The 18555-nt window shown below is 67.2% G+C and carries 15 protein-coding genes and 2 pseudogenes; 5 read left to right on the plus strand and 12 right to left on the minus strand.

Going from position 1 to position 18555, the window contains the following annotated elements; genetic code table 11:
• The first annotated feature begins 19 nt into the window (after positions 1 to 19).
• Positions 20 to 1549 (plus strand): annotated as a pseudogene (locus T428_RS30435) (HNH endonuclease signature motif containing protein).
• Positions 1550 to 1558: 9 nt separating this feature from the next.
• On the opposite strand, the gene coaD reads toward T428_RS30435, so the two are convergent.
• The 6 genes and pseudogenes from coaD to T428_RS30440 all read right to left on the minus strand — a co-directional run bounded on the left by coaD (position 1559) and on the right by T428_RS30440 (position 8526).
• Entirely contained in the window at positions 1559 to 2035 is a 477-nt protein-coding gene (gene coaD / locus T428_RS0122850; protein ID WP_025738274.1) for a pantetheine-phosphate adenylyltransferase, read from the minus strand.
• 24 nt (positions 2036 to 2059) lie between these two features.
• The gene (rsmD, locus tag T428_RS0122855; protein WP_025738275.1) at positions 2060 to 2614 is read right to left on the minus strand and encodes a 16S rRNA (guanine(966)-N(2))-methyltransferase RsmD; all 555 of its coding nucleotides are present in this window, start codon (positions 2612 to 2614) and stop codon (positions 2060 to 2062) included.
• Positions 2611 to 5994: a pyruvate carboxylase gene (locus T428_RS0122860; RefSeq protein ID WP_025738276.1), complete on the minus strand. Its 3384-nt coding sequence runs from the start codon at positions 5992 to 5994 to the stop codon at positions 2611 to 2613. The genes rsmD and T428_RS0122860 overlap by 4 nt, the downstream gene beginning before the upstream one ends.
• A gap of 9 nt (positions 5995 to 6003) precedes the next feature.
• Positions 6004 to 6639 (minus strand): vitamin K epoxide reductase family protein, encoded by a 636-nt coding sequence (locus tag T428_RS0122865; protein ID WP_036468742.1) that lies wholly within the window; start codon positions 6637 to 6639, stop codon positions 6004 to 6006.
• Entirely contained in the window at positions 6636 to 7403 is a 768-nt protein-coding gene (locus tag T428_RS0122870; RefSeq protein WP_025738278.1) for a DsbA family protein, read from the minus strand. The genes T428_RS0122865 and T428_RS0122870 overlap by 4 nt, the downstream gene beginning before the upstream one ends.
• A gap of 79 nt (positions 7404 to 7482) precedes the next feature.
• A pseudogene (locus T428_RS30440) lies at positions 7483 to 8526 on the minus strand (alpha/beta hydrolase).
• Between T428_RS30440 and T428_RS0122880 the strand changes: the two are divergent.
• Positions 8525 to 9430, plus strand: a complete 906-nt coding sequence (locus T428_RS0122880) for an aldo/keto reductase (protein ID WP_084298848.1) — start codon at positions 8525 to 8527, stop codon at positions 9428 to 9430. The pseudogene T428_RS30440 and the gene T428_RS0122880 overlap by 2 nt on opposite strands.
• Positions 9431 to 9436: 6 nt before the next feature.
• Complete coding sequence (locus T428_RS0122885; protein WP_169733699.1) at positions 9437 to 10282, plus strand: aldo/keto reductase; 846 nt, start codon at positions 9437 to 9439, stop codon at positions 10280 to 10282.
• A 155-nt stretch (positions 10283 to 10437) separates the two neighbouring features.
• On the opposite strand, the gene T428_RS0122890 is transcribed toward T428_RS0122885, so the two are convergent.
• On the minus strand, positions 10438 to 11112 hold the full coding sequence (locus T428_RS0122890; RefSeq protein ID WP_025738281.1) for a TetR/AcrR family transcriptional regulator: 675 nt from the start codon (positions 11110 to 11112) through the stop codon (positions 10438 to 10440).
• 114 nt (positions 11113 to 11226) lie between these two features.
• On the opposite strand from T428_RS0122890, the gene T428_RS0122895 reads away from it, so the two are divergent.
• Entirely contained in the window at positions 11227 to 11775 is a 549-nt protein-coding gene (locus T428_RS0122895; protein WP_025738282.1) for a peroxiredoxin-like family protein, read from the plus strand.
• Positions 11776 to 11787: 12 nt separating this feature from the next.
• On the opposite strand, the gene T428_RS0122900 is transcribed toward T428_RS0122895, so the two are convergent.
• The 3 genes from T428_RS0122900 to T428_RS0122910 are packed head-to-tail and all read right to left on the minus strand — an operon-like array spanning position 11788 to position 16441.
• Positions 11788 to 12498, minus strand: a complete 711-nt coding sequence (locus T428_RS0122900) for an HNH endonuclease family protein (RefSeq protein ID WP_025738283.1) — start codon at positions 12496 to 12498, stop codon at positions 11788 to 11790.
• Between the two features lie 47 nt (positions 12499 to 12545).
• The gene (gene recG, locus T428_RS0122905; protein WP_025738284.1) at positions 12546 to 14765 is read right to left on the minus strand and encodes an ATP-dependent DNA helicase RecG; all 2220 of its coding nucleotides are present in this window, start codon (positions 14763 to 14765) and stop codon (positions 12546 to 12548) included.
• Between the two features lie 2 nt (positions 14766 to 14767).
• Positions 14768 to 16441, minus strand: coding sequence for a DAK2 domain-containing protein (locus tag T428_RS0122910; RefSeq protein ID WP_025738285.1), 1674 nt, complete (start codon positions 16439 to 16441; stop codon positions 14768 to 14770).
• 181 nt (positions 16442 to 16622) lie between these two features.
• Between T428_RS0122910 and rpmB the strand changes: the two genes are divergently transcribed.
• Positions 16623 to 16817, plus strand: coding sequence for a 50S ribosomal protein L28 (gene rpmB, locus T428_RS0122915; RefSeq protein WP_025738286.1), 195 nt, complete (start codon positions 16623 to 16625; stop codon positions 16815 to 16817).
• A 2-nt stretch (positions 16818 to 16819) separates the two neighbouring features.
• On the opposite strand, the gene T428_RS0122920 is transcribed toward rpmB, so the two are convergent.
• A complete protein-coding gene (locus T428_RS0122920; RefSeq protein ID WP_025738287.1) occupies positions 16820 to 17641 on the minus strand; it encodes a mycofactocin-coupled SDR family oxidoreductase in 822 nt (273 codons plus the stop codon).
• A 2-nt stretch (positions 17642 to 17643) separates the two neighbouring features.
• Positions 17644 to 18528 (minus strand): SDR family NAD(P)-dependent oxidoreductase, encoded by an 885-nt coding sequence (locus tag T428_RS0122925; protein WP_025738288.1) that lies wholly within the window; start codon positions 18526 to 18528, stop codon positions 17644 to 17646.
• Positions 18529 to 18555: the final 27 nt, after the last annotated feature.

Raw genomic sequence — 18555 nt, forward strand, 5'->3', positions numbered from 1 at the left:
CCCTTTTATGATCGCATGTATGTTCGATGGGGGTTTGGTGGCCGAGATTGAGTCGTTGCATCGGCAGGAGTCGGTGTTGGTGGCGCGGCGGTTGGCGGTGGTGGCGGCGTTGTTGCGGCAGCGGGTGGCCGCGGCGGGGCGGGATGCGCAGCGGCGGGAGTTTGCGGTGATCGACGGGTGTGAGCAGACCGCGGCCGAGGTGGCCGCGGCGATGAACCTGTCGGCGGTGGCGGCCGGCTATGGCGTCTCGGATGCCGAGGCACTCGATACCCGGCTGCCGCAGGTGGCGGCGTTGCTGGCCCAGGGCCGCACCGATTGGCGCACGGTGCGGTTGATCATCGCCCGCACCGGCCTGATCACCGACGAGGCGTTGATCGCCCGGGTCGACCGGTCCCTGGCCGCCCGGCTGGGCAGCTGGCGGGGCTGGTCGCGCCAACGCATCGTCAACGCGGTCGACGCCGCGGTGGTCGCGGTGGATCCCGATGCCGCCCGCCAGCGCCGCCACAGCGCCGACACCGACCGCTACCTGGCGGTGTCCCCGCTGGCCAACGGGATGGCCGAGGTCTACGGCACCATCGCCGCCGCGACCGCCAAGGCCTTCGATCGCGGGCTGTCCCAGCTGGCCGGGCAGGTGTGTGCCGCCGATCCGCGCACCCTCGATCAGCGCCGCGCCGGCGCGCTGGCCGCCCTGATCCAAGGACGCGCCCTGGCCTACCGCTGCCACCAGCCCGGCTGCCCGGCCGCCCCGCCGCCGACCACCCAGGTGGTGCCGGGGTGCGCGTCGTGGTCAACGTCATCGCCGCCGCGCCCACCGTCTACGCCGACAATGCGGCCCCGGGCTACCTCGAGGGCTACGGGCTTATCGACGCCGAGCAGGTCCGCGCCCTGGCCGACACCGCAACCCACCTCGGGGTCGACCCGATCGTCAGCGCCGCCGAGGCGCTGCGCTACCAACCCACCGGCGGCACTGCAACGCTTCATCCGATGCCGGGATCTGACGTGTCGCTTCCCCGGCTGTGCCCGCCCCGCCGAAATCTGCGACCTCGACCACACCGTGGCGTTCAACCACCACGATCCCGCCGCCGGCGGCCACACCGTCGACCACAATCTCAAATGCCTATGCCGCCTGCACCATCGACTCAAAACCTTCGGCGGATGGCGCGACACTCAACTAGCCGACGACCATCATCTGGACCTCACCTGCCGGGCGCACCTACCGCACCCACCCCGGCGGGGTCGACCTGTTCGGGCCATGCCGACCCGCCTGCACCCCAGCGGCCCCACCCCGCGGCGACCGGACCCAGCAACGACACGCCCACATCACCCGCACCCGCGCGCACAACCGGCGCCAACGCGCCCGCAACAAAGAAATCGCCGCACGCAAATTCCGAAACCACATGCGCGACAGCCTCTTCGCCTTCAAGGCACCCCCAGCACCAGCCCCTTCTGCATCTGGGTCAACCAACCCCGCGAACCCGAAGAACTACCCCCCGACTGGACCCCCACCCCCTCCGACCTACCACCCCTACCCGACGACCCACCCTTCTAACAGGCAGCGCTAGCCCGACAATCGTTGGCGCAGTCGACGATTGACCGATTCCGGCAGCAACGCCGAGACGTCACCGCCCATCGTCGCGACCTCTTTGGCCAGCGACGAGGACACGAACGAGTATTGCGGCGCGGTGGCCACGAAGAAGGTGTCCACATTGGCGATGTGCTTGTTCATCTGCGCCATCTGCAACTCGTATTCGAAGTCGGTGTCGGTGCGCAGGCCTTTGACGATCGCGGTCATCCCGTGCGACGTCACGAAGTCCACCACCAGACCCTGCCCGACTTCGACACGCAGGTTCGGCAGATGAGCCGTCGCTTCCTCGATCATCGCGACGCGCTCGTCGATGTCGAACATGCCCTTCTTTGCGGGGTTGGTCAGGATCGCCACGACCACCTCGTCGAACTGGCCGGCGGCGCGTTCGAAAACGTCGATGTGACCCAACGTCACCGGGTCGAATGAGCCCGGGCATACGGCGCCGCTCATAAGCGACCAACGTAGCAGGGCGGATCAGCCAACTTCGGCCAGCTCCAGACGGGTGTCGCCGTAAACCCGCTCCGGCCACGACGTCCAGCCGTCCGGCCAGGTCAAGGGTGCGCCCGCGGCGGCACGCTCCACGACCGCGACGGTCCCCTCCCGCACCCAGCCGTGGGCGCTCAGGGCGGCCAGCGCGGCCTCGACCTCGGCGGCCGCGACCTCGTACGGGGGATCGGCCAGCACCAGATCGACCGGAGACGAAGCCCCGCCCGCCAACACCGCGGACACCGCACCCCGGCGCAGCGTCGCTCCGGGCAGACCCAGGGTCTCGATGTTGCGCGCGATGATGGCCGCGGTGCGAGGATCGGACTCGACGAACACCGCGGACGCCGCACCCCGGGACAACGCTTCCAACCCCAGCGCGCCCGAACCGGCGTAGAGGTCGAGCACCGCCAGGACGCTCAGGTCCAGCCGCGCGGTGACGATGTTGAACAGCGACTCGCGCACTCGATCGGTGGTCGGCCGGGTTCCGCGAGGCGGCACCGCGATGCGTCGCCCTCCGGCGACGCCGCCGATGATCCGGGTCAGCTCAGCACCACCAGCAGATCCCCGCCCTCGACCTGCGCGGTGCTCGACACCGCCACCCGCGCGACGGTGGCATCCTTCGGAGCCGTGATCGGAGCTTCCATCTTCATCGCCTCGATCGTGGCGATCGTCTGGCCGGTGCTCACCCGATCGCCCTCGGCCACCGAAACGGTGACGACGCCCGCGAAGGGTGCCGCGATGTGGTCGGCATTGCCGCGTTCGGCCTTCTCGGCGGTCGGGATGGTGCTGGCGATGCTGCGGTCTCGCACCAGCACCGGACGCAGCTGGCCGTTCATGATGCACATCACGGTGCGCATGCCGCGCTCGTCGGGTTCGGAGATGGCCTCGAGTCCGATGATCAGGTCGACGCCGCGCTCCAGCTCGACGTGGTGTTCCTCGCCCTGCCGCAGCCCGTAGAAGAACTGATTGGCCGACAGATGCGAGGTATCGCCGTAGGTTTCTCGGTGCTCCTCGAATTCCTTTGTCGGACCGGGGAATAGCAACCGGTTCAGCGTTGCCTGACGTTTGGTCCCGCTCAACGCCAGTACGGCCTCGTCTTCCGGGCTCAGCTGTTCGACGGGCTTGGCAGAGCCGCGGCCCTCCAGTGCGGCGCTGCGCAACGGCTCCGGCCACCCACCGGCCGGGTCGCCGAGCTCGCCGCGCAGAAATCCCAGCACCGATTCAGGGATGTCCAATCGTGCTGGTTCCGAAGCGAATTCGTCGGCGGTCAGCCCCGAACCGACCAGGGCCAGCGCCAGGTCGCCGACCACCTTCGACGACGGGGTGACCTTGATCAGCCTGCCCAGCACCCGGTCGGCGCCAGCGTAGGCCTCTTCGATCTCTTCGAATCGATCGCCCAATCCCAGCGCGATCGCCTGCTGGCGCAGGTTCGACAATTGGCCGCCCGGGATTTCGTGGCGATACACCCGCCCCGTCGGGCCGGGCAACCCGGATTCGAAGGGAGCGTATACCTTTCGCAGCGCCTCCCAATACGGCTCCAGCGCGCATACCTGTGACAGCGACAAACCGGTGTCGTGCTCGGTGTGCGCCGCGGCGGCGACGATCGAACTCAGCGCCGGCTGGCTGGTGGTGCCCGCCAGCGGCGCGGCGGCACCGTCGACGGCATCGGCACCGGCATGCCAGGCGGCCAGGTAGCTGGCCAGCTGCCCACCCGGGGTGTCGTGGGTGTGCACGTGGATCGGCAGATCGAACCGAGCGCGCAACGCGCTGACGAGTTGGTGTGCGGCCTGGGGCCGCAGCAGTCCGGCCATGTCCTTGATGGCGAGCACGTGCGCACCGGCCTCCACGATCCCCGCGGCCAGGTTGAGGTAGTAGTCCAGCGTGTAGAGCCGCTCCCCCGGATCGGACAGGTCTCCGGTGTAGCACATCGCGACTTCGGCTATGGCCGAACCTGTTTCGCGGACAGCGTCGATCGCCGGGCGCATCGAGTCCAGGTTGTTGAGCGCATCGAAGATCCGGAAGATGTCGATACCCGTCGCGGTTGCCTCTTCGACGAACGCCGACGTGACCAATTCCGGATATGGCGTGTATCCCACGGTGTTTCGGCCGCGCAGCAACATCTGCAGGCAGATGTTGGGCATTGCCTCGCGCAGCGTGGCCAGCCGCTCCCACGGATCCTCTTTGAGGAAGCGCAGCGCCACATCGTAAGTCGCACCGCCCCAGCACTCCACCGACAGCAGCTGGGGCATCGTCCGGGCCACATACGGCGCCACCATCATCAGCCCGCTGGTGCGCACCCGTGTCGCCAGCAGCGACTGGTGGGCATCGCGGAAGGTCGTGTCGGTCACGCCCACCGCGGGCGACTCGCGCAGCCAACGCGCAAAACCCTCCGGCCCCAACTCGACCAGCCGCTGCTTGGATCCGGCCGGCGGCACGGCGTCGAGATCAACCTCGGGCAACTTGTCGTGCGGGTACACCGTCGACGGGTGCGTTCCGTGCGGATGATTGACCGTCACGTCGGCCAGATAGTTGAGGATCTTCGTCCCGCGGTCTGCCGACCCGCGGGCGGTCAGCAGGTGTGGCCGTTCGTCGATGAACGACGTGGTGATCCGGCCGGCCTGGAAGTCCGGATCTTCCAGAACTGCTTGCAGGAACGGAATATTCGTCGATACCCCGCGAATCCGAAACTCCGCGATCGCGCGCTGGGCCCGGGATACCGCGGTGTGGAAGTCGCGGCCCCGGCAGGTCAATTTGACCAGCATCGAATCGAAGTGGGCGCTGATCTCCGCACCGAGGTTCGTGCTGCCGTCCAGCCGGATGCCGGCGCCACCGGGACTGCGGTAGGTGCTGATTCGACCCGTGTCGGGGCGGAAGCCGTTGGCCGGATCTTCCGTCGTGATCCGGCATTGCAGCGCCGCGCCGTGCGGTGCGATGTTCTCCTGCCGCAGGCCCAGATCCTCCAGCGTCTCGCCGGAGGCGATGCGCAACTGGCTGGACACCAGGTCGACGTCGGTGATCTCCTCGGTCACGGTGTGCTCCACCTGAATCCGGGGATTCATCTCGATGAAGACGTAGTGACCGTTCTCGTCCAGCAGGAATTCCACGGTGCCCGCACAGCTGTAGCCGATGTGCCGGGCGAAAGCGACGGCGTCGGCGCAGATCTTGTCCCGCAGCTCGGCGGAAAGGTTTGGCGCGGGCGCTAATTCGACAACCTTCTGGTGGCGACGCTGCACACTGCAGTCCCGCTCGTGCAGGTGGATCACGTTGCCCGCATTGTCGGCCAGGATCTGCACCTCGATGTGGCGTGGCTTGACCACCGCCTGTTCGAGGTAGACCGTAGGGTCGCTGAACGCCGACTCGGCCTCACGGCTGGCGGCCTCGATAGCCTCGGTGAGTGCGTCGATGTCGGTGACGCGCCGCATTCCTCGTCCCCCGCCACCGGCAACGGCCTTGACGAACAACGGAAACCGCATGTCCGAGGCGGCCGACACCAGCTCGTCGACCGACGCCGACGGGGCCGAGGAGGTGAGCACCGGCAACCCGGCTTCACGGGCGGCCTCGATTGCCCGTGCCTTATTTCCGGTCAGCTCAAGGATTTCGGCGCTAGGGCCGACGAATGTGATGCCGGCGGCCGCGCACACCGCGGCCAGTGCCGGGTTCTCGGAGAGAAAGCCGTATCCGGGATAGACCGCGTCGGCACCTGCCCGGGCGGCCGTTTCGACGATCTCGTCGATGGACAGGTAAGCCCGCACGGGATGGCCCACCTCGCCGATCTGATAAGACTCATCGGCCTTGAGCCGATGCACCGAATTGCGGTCCTCGTAGGCGTAGACGGCCACCGTTCCGACGCCCAGTTCGTAGGCCGCGCGGAACGCGCGAATCGCGATCTCGCCGCGATTGGCCACCAACACCTTGGAGATCACTGCGACTCCTTACAGAAGCGTCGACCAATAGTCCCAGAACCGCACCATGATCAGTAGAAACACCGCGATAAACCATAGCGCGGTGAGCGACCACCGCCATTGGTAGAGCAGCCGCACCGCGACACTGCCTCCGTCGAGCAGCGGACGAAACGCGATGGCGCCGACCACCACCAGCAGCGTGATCGTCATGGCCCAGACCACCATGCAATACGGACACAGCGCCCCGATCCGGTACAGGCTCTGGTAGATCAGCCAGTGCACGAACGCCGCACCCAGCAGGAGCCCGGCCGCTAGCAGCGACCAAAACCATTGTGGTATCGGTACTTTCGCCACCGCCAGGACGCCCGCAACCACCACCACCGTGAACGCCACGATGCCCAGCAACGGGTTCGGGAACCCCAGCACCGAGGCTTGGGGCGTGACCATTACCGAGCCACACGAGATGATCGGGTTGAGGTTGCATGACGGCACATAGGACGGGTTGTGCAGGAGGTCGATCTTCTCCACCGTCAGGGTCATCGAACAGACCAGCCCGACCACCCCGGCAGTCAGCAGCCACCACGCGCTGAGCCGCACGTCACGCGTCGAAGCCGGTGTCGGGTCGCCGGATGGCTCGGCGGGGTCGGCCGACACGGCGACCGTCACGAACCCGCAGGAGCGACGGGTGCGTCGATGCCCGGAACGTCACCGACGATGGTCTTGATCTTGGCGACCAACGCATCGGGTGTCGACGGGTCGTAGTTCTCGCCGTTGATCTTGATCGTCGGGGTCGCGGTGATGCCCACGTTCGAGGCTTCCCCGGTGACCTTGGACAAGTATTTGCCGCTGTTGATGCAGTCCGGCACCTTGCCGACGACCCCGGCTTCGCGCGCCAGCTCGATCAATTTCGCGTTGTCGGGGAATTTGGGGCCGCGCTCGTCCGGCTGAATGCCGGTGCTGAACAGAGCGGTGTGGAAACGACGGAACGCGTCCATGTTCTCGTCGGCGACGCACAGCGCCGCCGCGCCGGCTCGCGACGAGTAGTTCTGATTCTTGGAGCTGTCGAGAATGGCCACCATCGCGTAGTCGGCCGCGATGGCGCCGGAGTCGATCAGCTTGGAGACCGTCGGCCCGAAGGTGCGTTCGAAGTTGCCGCAGGCCGGGCACAGGAAGTCCTCGTAGAAGGTCACCACTGCCTTGGGATTGTTGGTCCCGGGTTGGTTGACGACCTTGCTCGACGTCACCCGGACGGTGTCGCCCTGACCGGCGACGCCGCTCTTCTTGTCGTGATGCGACGTCACGATGTAGAACATTAGCGCGACCGCGAAGACGATGATGAACGCGGTCCCCCCGATCTGAACGAGCCGGCCCGACTTTCCGTCTGACGCCTTCAGGTCGAATTGGGGGGGACGTTTCGATTTGTCGGCCACGGGCTCGGTGATCCTTCTGTGTGTGGGTCGGCTGGCGAAGACGGCGCTTCTAGATTACCGGCGAGCGCACTCGAGCAAATCAAGCCCGGCTCAGGTGCGCGCGCAGGGCAGAAATCAGATCGCTGGTCGCAGCCGCGCTGCCGCCCCCGAGCTGAAACAGGCTGGCGAAACCGTGCGTCAGCGAACCCAGGCGCCGCAAATCCACCGCGGTGCCGGCGGCCTGCAGTGCCGTCGCGTAGCGCTCGCCTTCGTCGCGCAACGGGTCGAATCCCGCAACGGCGATCAGCGCGGGCGCCAGCCCGGACAGCGACTCGGCCAGCAGTGGCGACACCCGCGGGTCGGACGCGTCGATGCCCGTACCGCGCAGGTACTAGGCGGTGAACCAGTCGATGTCCCGCTTGGTCAACAGGAAACCGTGGGCGAACAAACTCAGCGACCGAGTCTGCGCGGTGAAGTCGGTGCGCGGGTAGATCAACCACTGCAGCAGGGGCGCCGGGCCATCCTCGGCGCGGGTCAGCTGGCACACCAGCGCGGCCAGGTTGCCGCCCGCGCTGTCTCCGCCCACCGCGACCCGCCCGGGGGTGGCGCCGAGTTCGCCGGCATGCTCCCAGGCCCACTTGAACGCGGCGTAGGCGTCGTCGATCGCGGCCGATGCCGGATGCTCGGGTGCCAGCCGGTAGTCGATCGACAACACGTGCATACCGGCGTCACGGCAGGTCAACCGGCACAGCGCGTCAGCGGTGTCCAGGTCGCCGAGCACCCAGCCCCCGCCGTGGTAGAAGACCAGCAAATCGGTGGCCTCGCCGCTGGCCGGTCGGTAGTGGCGCGCCCCGATCTCACCGGCGGGTCCGGGAATCGTCAGGTCGTCGGCCATAACGTGAATCTGCGGACCGGGCAGCGACAGCAACGACTGACGCATCTGCGCGCGAGATGCCACCGGGTCGCCGTTGACGGCCAGGCCGTCGATCCCGCTGAGCCGCAGGCCGGACAGCATCAGCTACAGGGTGGGATCGAGAGTGTTGCCGTCGATGATGATCGACCGGCCGCCGAACATGACCCGCTTGGCCGGGGTCGGGATCCACGGAATGGCCTTGACGCCCACGGTGGTGACGACGTCCTGCATGCGAGTCGCCCAGCGAGTCAATCCGCGCTTGGCGTCGAGATGGAGGTTCGGTGCGCCTGGCAGACTCTGTGTCACGGCAGCCCCCTTGGTCACCCTCAATGACGGTCATACGATCCCCGCCGTCGGGTTCGGCGTCTTCCAGGTCCCTCCGGCCGAGACCGAGCGGGCGGTGAGTGCAGCGCTGCAAGCCGGGTACCGGCATATCGACACCGCCGCCTACCGCAATGAACGGGAAACGGGGCGTGCGGTTGCCGAATCCGACATGCCGCGCGATCAACTCTACGTGGTGACCAAACTGTGGAACTCCGAGCAGGGTTACGACAGCACGTTGACGGCCTTCGACGCCAGCATGGACCGGCTTGGCCTGGACTATCTCGATCTCTACCTGGTGCACTGGCCGATGCCGGCGCTGGGAAAGTTCGTCGAAACCGTCAAGGCGTTCTCCCATCTGCGCGACCAGGGCCGGATCCGCTCGATCGGGGTCAGCAATTTCGAGCCCGAACACCTGATGGTTCTGATCGACGCCACCGGCATTGTCCCCGCGGTCAATCAGATCGAGCTGCATCCTCGTTTTCCCCAGACGGAATTGCGAAAAGTGCACGCCCAGCACGGAATCGCGACCGAGGCGTGGGCGCCGCTGGGGCAAGGAGCGCTGCTGACGCATCCGACCGTCACCGGCGTTGCCGAAGGATGTGGGCGGACACCGGCCCAGGTGTTGATCAGATGGCATATTCAGCTCGGTAATATCGTGATCCCCAAGTCGGTGAACCCTGCACGGATTGCGAGCAACTTCGACGTGTTCGATTTCGAACTCAGCGCCACGGAAATGGCGACGATTTCCTCGCTCGACGATGGAACTCGACTTGGTCCCGATCCACGAACCTTCAGTTTCACAGGTAGGTGAATGACGTTGACTGGCGACGCGGGCCTCGTCATGCCCTCGATCACGCTCAATGACGAAAACACGATGCCGGTGCTGGGCCTCGGCGTCGCGGATTTGTCGGACGACGAGACCGAACGTGCCATCGCGGCGGCGCTGGAGGTCGGCTGCCGGCTGATCGACACCGCCAAAGCGTACGGCAACGAAGCGGCCGTCGGTCGCGCGATCGCGGCCTCGGGGATTCCCCGCGCGGAGCTGTTCGTCACCACCAAACTCTCCACCGCCGATCAAGGACTCAGGGCCGCCCAGGATGCCTGCGAGGCCAGCCTGGAGCGACTGGGCCTCGACTACGTCGACCTGTACCTGATCCACTGGCCGGCTGCAGCGCTGGGCAAGTATGTGGACTCCTTCGGTGGGCTGCTGCAGGTCCGTGCGGCCGGACACGCCCGCTCCATCGGCGTCGCCAACTTCACCGCGGAGTACCTGGAGATGGTCATCGATCTGGCCTTCACCACGCCGGCGGTCAACCAAATCGAGCTGCACCCGCTGCTCAATCAAGACGACATGCGCAAGACCAACGCTCAGCACAATGTCGTGACGCAGTCCTACACACCGCTGGCGCTGGGCAGGTTGAACGACAACCCCACCGTGACCTCGGTCGCGAACGACTACGGCAAGACGGCTTCGCAGGTGCTGCTGCGCTGGAACCTGCAATTGGGTAACGCGGCCATCTTCCGCTCGGGCAACCCCGAGCACATCGCTGCCAACTTCGACGTGTTCGATTTCGAATTGACCGCCGAGCACATGGACGCGATCAACGCGCTCAACGACGGAACCCGGCTGCGTCCGGACCCCGAGACCTTCGAAGACATCTAGGCACCTTTTCTCGAACGCGATAGCGCCCGTACTATCGCAGTTGCGATTCGGTCACGGAGACGCACGCCGTGCGGATGACGACTGTTGTGACGAAGAACCGTCTGACACTCGAGTCGTCCAGTCCGCCTGACGAGTGGTTGCGGCCGGATACCGCCCTATCCGTCGGCTCCCGTGGCTGACGGCGATACGGCGACAGCACGAGTTCGCTTACGCGACTTTGCATTTGGCTTCGCAGGGAGTGCCGCGGCCAGCACTGTGTCCAAGGCGTGGCGCAACGGTCCGACGTCACCGCTGATGTCGGCGAGCAACATGCCGCCCTGACAGGCAGCCAGCAGCCCGGCCGCCAATACCGCCGGGTCGCTGCCGGGGGACAGTTCGCCGTTCGCCGCGAGTCGCCGAAATCCGTCGGTGAACACCTCCTCCCAGCGGGCGAACCCAGCCTTCAGCGCCGCGCGAGCAGCCCCGTCGTCGCCCCCGTCCAGCTCGTAGACCAGGGATCCAATCGGGCAGCGGACGCGATCGCGTGAGGACGCGTGCATTCGCACCGCCTCCGCGCACCATCTCCGCACATCAGCGGCGGTGGACGTCACATCGAATGACGGCCGGACCGACGATAGCACCTGCTCGACCTGAAAGGCGACGACGTCGGCCACCAGATCGGCCTTGCCGGCGAAAAAGTGGTACAGCTGACCACGCCCCACGCCGGCCGCGGCCCCGATGTCGTCGAGTGTCGTCGCGCGAACGCCCTGACGCGCGAACAAGTCACAGGCCGCCTCCAGTACCCGGGCGACGGTCGCTCTCCCCCGATCGGTGGTCGGTTCGGTGATCATAAATACGTATTGTACCAATCAGTACATTTTATGTACTGATTGGTACAGAAGACGAGATGTCGTGCACCGGTTCGGTTTACGCAGTAGCTGTTGGAGGTCGCCGTGAGTCTCACTGTGGGAGCGAAGTTTCCGATCGACGTCGCCATCGAATCGGTGGGCGGGCGTGTCACTGTGTCGGACATGCTCACCGATGGACCTGTTGTGGTCGCTTTCCACCGGCTGTGGTGCCCATTCTGTCAACAGGCCGCTCGCCAACTCGTCGAAATAAAAGACCAGCTCGACGCAGTGGGAGCCCGGATGGTTTTGGTCTACCACGACGACATCGACACGGTCTGCGACGCATGCACCCAACGCGCCGTCCCGTTCGACTGCGTCAGCGATCCCGGTCGCGAGCTGGAGAATGCCACCGAGATTGAACGTTTCTCGATCACCCGCTACGCGGCATTCTCGCCGAGGCGCCTTGTTCACGCGCTGCGTTCGGGAAGCCGGGCACGCATACCCGCTTCGGGTGTCCTTCAGGGTCGGGGCAGCTTCGTCGTCAACCCGGACGGGCGCATCGTGTATGCCCACCAAAGCACCACCGCGGGCGACATCGCGCCCATCGACGATATCCTCGCCGCTGCGCGATCGGCGACGCGTCGCCCGGAGCACCCGACACCGTGACCCGGCCGCGCATCAGCCCGTCGGGCAGGTGGCCGCGGCCTGGCGCAGCACCCCGGCCGAGGCCTGATCCACCGGCAACTGATAGCCCCGCAGCACCGCGATGAACTGCATCGCGTATTGGCAGGCGAAGGCCCTGTTCGGCGGCATCCACGACGCGGGCGGCAGGTCGCCCTTGTCCTGGTTGGCCTGACCCTGCACCGCCAGCAGGTTGGCCGGATCGTTGGCGAAGCGCAGCCGCTCGGGATCCGGCCAGCCGAAAGCTCCCATGTCCCAGGCGTAGGCGAGTGGGACGATGTGGTCAATCTGGACCGCTTCGCCGACCTTGGCGCCCCGCTGGAACGCGATGGTGGTGTTGGTATAGGGGTCGTGCAGGGTGCCGGTGGCTACGGCGTTGGGGCAGCGCTTGATCGCCACGTAGGTCTTGTCGACCAGGTCGCGGTCGAGGATGTCGTCGCGGGTGTCGCACCCGTTGTGGCCGCCCGGCGCGTCATTGTTGTCGTCCCACGTATCGCCGAAGGCCGCCCGACGGTAGTCGTAACGGTGCAGCCGAAGTGGTGCCACGGCGATGCCGGCCAGCACATCGGTACCCGGCACCACCGTGGGCACATCGGCACGCGCGGCGACCTCCGCCTGCTTGGCGGCCGTGAACCCCAGCGTCTGATAGGCGACCAGCACCGCGAGCACCGCGGCTGCCGACAACCACAGCAGCACTTTGCGATTCACTTGCGCCACTTCTCCTCATCGCTCCGCTCTGCATCGTCGCTGGCGCGTCACGACTTGTCCAGGTATTCGATGCGATCGGTATCGGTGAAACGCGCTGCCAGCGTAGCCAATCCGGGGTTCTGGCTGTCAGCCTCATACGTCCGGGTGCAGAAGTCCCGCGCCGCTTCGATGTAGGCCAGATGGTCGGCCAGCGACAGCAGCCGCAGATTGATTGCCCGACCGGACTGGTTGCGGCCCAGCACATCTCCCTCCCGTCGCTCCTTGAGATCCAGCTCTGAAAGGGCGAAACCATCCAGAGTCCCGGCGACGGCACGCAGGCGCCGGCCGGCGGGCGACTCCGGCGAACTCCAGGTGGCCAGCAGACATAGGCTCGGATGCCGGCCGCGGCCGATGCGGCCACGCAGCTGATGCAACTGACTGATCCCGAACCGGTCGGCGTCCATCACCAGCATGACCGTGGCGTTGGGAACATCGACGCCGACCTCGATGACGGTGGTGCACACCAGCACATCGGTCTGGCCGCTACGGAAAGCCGCCATCGCGGCGTCTTTCTCCTCGGCGGGCAACCGTCCGTGCATCAGCCCCAACCGCAAGTTCGACAGCTCACCGGAGCGCAACCTCTCGAACAGGCCTTCGGCGGTTTCCGTCGGTCGCGCGTTGTCCTCCTTCTTCTCCGGCTCGTCGGTCTCGTCGATGCGCGGCGCCACCACGTAGGCCTGCCGGCCGGCCGCGACCTCCTCACGAATGCGCTGCCAGGCGCGATCGAGCCAGGCGGGTTTGTCGTGTACGAATATGACGTTGCTGGTGATGGGCTGGCGGCCGCGCGGCAACTCGCGCAGGGTCGAGGTTTCCAGATCGCCGAAGACGGTCAGCGCGACGGTGCGCGGGATCGGCGTCGCCGTCATCACCAGCAGGTGCGGCGTGATGCCCGCGGGAGCCTTGGCGCGCAACTGGTCTCGTTGCTCCACACCAAATCGGTGTTGCTCGTCGACGACCACCATGCCCAAGTTGTGAAATTGCACCACGTCCTGCAGCAGGGCATGCGTGCCGATGACGATGTCCACCTCGCCGCCGGCGATCTCGCGGCGTACCTGGTTCTTCTGCGCGGTCGACATCGATCCGGTCAGCAGCGCGGCCTGCGTCGCGTTGTCGGCCCCGCCCAGCTGGCCGGCCATCGCGAGCGGGCCGAGCACGTCGTTGATCGACCGAAGATGCTGTGCGGCAAGGACTTCCGTCGGGGCTAACAGCGCGCACTGGTAACCCGCATCCACCATCTGCAACATCGCCAGCACCGCGACGATCGTCTTCCCCGACCCCACCTCGCCCTGCAGCAGCCGGTTCATCGGACGATTGGCCGCCAGCGTCTCCGACAGCACGTTGAGCGTCTCACGCTGTCCGGCTGTCAGCTCAAAGGGCAAGCGCTGCAACAGTTCTGCCACCAAACCGGCCGGCTGTCGCGGCGCCGGAGGCCCCGATTGCGACAGCTCGCCGTGCCGACGCGCCGCCAGCGCCCATTGCAAGCCGACGGCCTCGTCGAACGTCAACCGCTCGCGCGCTTTGCGGCGCGTCGTGTCGTCCTCGGCCAGATGGATCGCGCGCAGCGCATCGTCTTCGGCCATCAGATCGTGTTCGGCGAGCAGCTCGGCGGGCAGCGGCTCGATCACCGGGTCGAGGACCTCGAGCACTTGGCGAATGCAGGCATAGATGTCCCAGCTCTGCAGCTTGGTGCTGGCCGGGTAGATCGGAAAGAAGTGGCCGTCGAATGCCGACATCAGCTCCTCGCCACGCAGCGCCGGCGCGGTGTCGACGATCGTCTTCAGCGACTTGCTGCCGCGGTTGCGTCCACCCGCCGAATTCAGCAGGAGAAAGTCGGGGTGCGTCAGCTGCATCGCGTTTCTGAAGTATCCGACTTCACCGGACAGCATCACCCGGGTGCCCTCGGTGAGGCCCTTGCTGATGTAGTCCGCGTTGAAGAACGTCGCGGTCACCTTGCTGCGTCCGGAGCCCACGGTGATGCGCAGGCATTTGCGCCGCGGGTTCTTCTTCATCGGGAACGAGTGGGTGGCGGTGATCGTGTCGACGAGAGTGATGTGCTGACCCACCTCCGGCCGATCGTCGGAAGCATCCCATTTCGCGGCGGTCTCGGTGTAACTGCGCGGGTAGTGGCGCAGCAGATCATCGACCGTCCGGATGCCGAATACCTCGTCGAGGGGCTTCGCGGCCTTGGCGCCCAGCACGTAGTCCAGCCGATCGTTCAGCGACGCCACGGCTACTCGACTCCGATCAGTAGAGCGTCGCCGCGATGGCCGGTGCGGTAGGTCACCAGCTCGGTGCCCGAGTGGTGATCGTGCACGTGCTGGTGCAGCACACCGGTCACCGACGCGCCGGCCTCCGCGTCCAGGCCGGCACCGACCAGCACGGTCACCAGGTCACCGCCGGACGCCAACAGCAGATCCAGCAAACCGATCGCAGCCCCCGCCGCGTCGGCGGCCACGATCAGCACCTCGTCCCCCGCGATGCCCAGGCCGTCGCCCGGCTGACAGCGGCCCGCCCAGGTCAGCGCGCTTTCGGTGGCGATGCGCACCGATCCGTACCGAGCGCTGCCCGCCGCGCGGGCCATGGTGTAGCCGTCGTCGACCGCCTGACGGTCCGTCTCGTGCACCGCCAGCGCGGCCAATCCCTGCACCATCGACCCCGTCGGTATCGGCACCACGTCGATGCCCCAGCCGATGGCCGCGGTGCAGCCGGCCACCAATTCCTCGGCGGCCACATAGCCGTTGGGCAGCACCATCACCTGCGCGGCACCGGCGTCGACGACGGCGCGCGTCAGCTGGTGCGCGCTGATGCCGGTGGCCGGATCGCCCGCATCCGGGGCGGGCCGCAACACGTGGGCGCCCTCGCCGGCGAACAGCTCGGCGGCCCCGTCCCCGTCCACGACGGCCAGCACTGCCCGCTCCTTGGTCCAGCTGCCCGCGGGCAGCCCGACGACCCCGGAGCTCAGCGCCGAGATCACGATCCGGCTCAGCCGCCCGACTCCGAGTCCGGCCTCGACGGCGGCGCCGGCGTCATCGGTGTGCACGTGCACCGAGTAGGTGCCCGACGGCACGGCGGCGATCGCCACGGATTCGCCCAGGTCCTCGAGCCGCTGCCGCAACCGGTCGGCGGCCGCGGCGTCGCAACCGTCCAGCCCGTACATCACCTCGAACTGCGGCGCGGGCCGTTCGGTGGCGCCCGGCGTGGGTTGGGCGCGCGGCGACAGCTCGTAGACCGTGCGGGCCGGCGGCTGGCCGCCGACCGTCGAGCGCAGCGCATCGAGCAACACCAGCAAACCCCGCCCGCCGGCGTCCACGGCACCGGCGTCGGCCAGCACATCGAGCTGCTCCGGGGTCTTTTCCAGCGCCACGACGGCGGCATCGCCGGCGGCGGTGATCGCCGAGGCCAGCCCGTCGTCGGCGCACTCCTCGACGGCGTCGGCGGCCGCGCGCAGCACCGAGACGATGGTTCCCGGGACTTCCTGCCGGCCCATCGAGGTGATGACCAGCTCGACGGCGCGCTGCAACGCCGCCCCGAGCAGCACCGCGTCCAGGTGCGGCAGTTCCCCGCCGGACTCGGCCGCCGCGGTCGCGGTGACGTCGGCGATACCGCGCAGGATCTGCGACAGGATCACCCCGGAGTTGCCGCGGGCGCCGTTGAGCGCCCCTGCCGACAGCGCGGCCGCCACCCGGGCGACGCATCGCGGGCCGCCGTCGGCGCCGACGCCCGCGTTGGCCTCGGCCAGCGCGGAACGCATCGTGAACAGCATGTTCGCCCCGGTGTCGGAGTCGGCGACCGGGAAGACGTTGAGGCGGTTGATCTCGTCGATGTGGGTGATCAGGTCGCTGACCGCGGTGTGCGCCCAGTCCCGCAGGGCCGGTGCGTCGAGCAGACGATCCGAACTGCCCACTTCCGACCCACCTCCTCCGCCAACCGGCCTATTGAGCCTAGCCAGCGGTGGCGACACCGTCAGAGGTAAGCCGACGCTCCGTTGTGGATCGTTTTGGTGGTTGCCCGCATGAGTCGGTATCCTGAGCTGTCGCGGCGCGATCTCTACGCGGCGACCCCCGAACATCTGAGGAGCTTGAACGATGGCCGCTGTGTGCGATATCTGCGGGAAAGCCCCCGGCTTCGGCAAGTCGGTGTCGCACTCCCACCGGCGCACCAGCCGGCGCTGGGACCCGAACGTCCAGACGGTGCACGTCGTGACGCGTCCCGGCGGCAACAAGCAGCGCCTCACCGTCTGCGCGTCCTGCATCAAGGCCGGCAAGGTCGTCCGGGGCTAGCCTCACATCACGATGTGCCCGGCGTCGACGGGTATCGACACGCCCGTCACGTAGCGCGCCCGGGGACCGGCCAGCCACAGCACCGCTTCGGTCACGTCTTGCGGCTCGACCAGCGGCACGTCGGGCAACAGCATCTGGGAGACGGCCGGATTCGGATTCTCCAGCATCCGGTTCACCACGAAATCGTTGAGGATCATCGGCGTCGTCACACCGGCCGGGTGGACCGAATTGACCCGAATCTTTTGCGGCGCATAGGCATTGGCGGCCGAACGCATCAGCCCCACCACGCCGTGCTTGGACGCGGCGTAGGCGAACATCGCCGCGCTGCCGTCACCGCCCTTGCCGGTCAGCCCCTGTGACGAGCTGATCATCACGATCGAGCCGCCGCGGCCCTTGCGAATGATCGACGGCACCGTCGCGAGCAGCGTGTGCCAGACCCCCTTGAGGTTGGTGTCGACGATCGAGGTGAACACCGGCTCACTGCGGGCTTCGGTGTCACCGATCGCCACCACCCCGGCGTTGGCGATGACGATGTCCACCTCGCCGAGCTCGTCGATGCCGGCCTGCACCGCGGCCTCCAACTGCGCCAGGTCTCGCACGTCGGCAACGCCGGGAACCGCCCGGCGACCTGCGGCTTCGACCAGCTTTACGGTCTCGTCGAGGTCGGCTTTGGTGCCTAGTGGATAGGGAATCGCGTCAATATCGGCGCAGATGTCCACCGCGATGATGTCGGCGCCCTGCTCGGCGAGCGCCACCGCGTGGCTGCGGCCCTGGCCCCGCGCCGCGCCGGTGATGACGGCGACCGAGTTGTCGAGTTCACCCATGCCTATACCTCCAGCCTGGTTCCGGTCTGTTCTTCGGCGAACGCCACCAGGCGGGCGGCCACGTCGTAGTCGGATGCCAGCGGTGTGCGGCCGATCAGCGCCGGCTCGCCGCGCAGGCCGAACCTGCCGCTGACACCGACGAAGCTACCCGGCGGCACCGGTTCGCTGATGCAGTACAGGGTAGTCGCCGCGCCTTCGTCGATGTCGTTGGCGAACCGGTCGGTCACCGCCGTCACACCCTTTTGCACCAACGACATCAACGGGGCATCCGAGATGTTCGACAGGTTCGAGGCCACCCAGCCGGGGTGAGTGAGCTGAGTGACGATCGGCGATCCCGCGGCACGCAGCCGCCGGTCAAGCTCGAGCCCCCACAGCATCACCCCGAGCTTGGACCGCGCGTAGGAACCCAGCCGCGTCCACTTGTTGCGCCCCAGGTGCATGTCGTCGAGTCGCAGGGTGGCCGACTTGTGCGCGTCGGAGCCGACGTTGATGATCTGCGAACGCACCCGGGGCAGCAGCAGATTGGTCAATGCGAACGGTCCCAGCAGGTTGGTGGCGATCGTCATCTCAAAGCCGTCGACGGTTTCCTTGCGACGGTCGGTCAGCGTGCCGGCGTTGTTGATCAGAATGTCAATGTCATCGTCGACCTGATCGGCGAAAGCGCGCACCGACGACAGGTCCGCGAGATCGATCACCGACGTCAAGCCGTCCATCGCCGCGGCCCGCTGCTTGCCCAGCTCGGTGTTGCGCACCGCCATGATCACGTGGGCACCGGCCTTGGCCAGCGCCTGCGCGGTGCCCAGCCCGACGCCGTTGGTCGCGCCGGTCACGACGACTCGTTTGCCGGTCAAGTTGCCGAGCCGGCTCGGCGTCCAAGGTATCGTCACGGCGACTAAGAGTAATGGGCGGTTCTA

Origin of the sequence: Mycobacterium genavense ATCC 51234, assembly GCF_000526915.1 — a bacterium.
Lineage (GTDB): Bacteria > Actinomycetota > Actinomycetes > Mycobacteriales > Mycobacteriaceae > Mycobacterium > Mycobacterium genavense.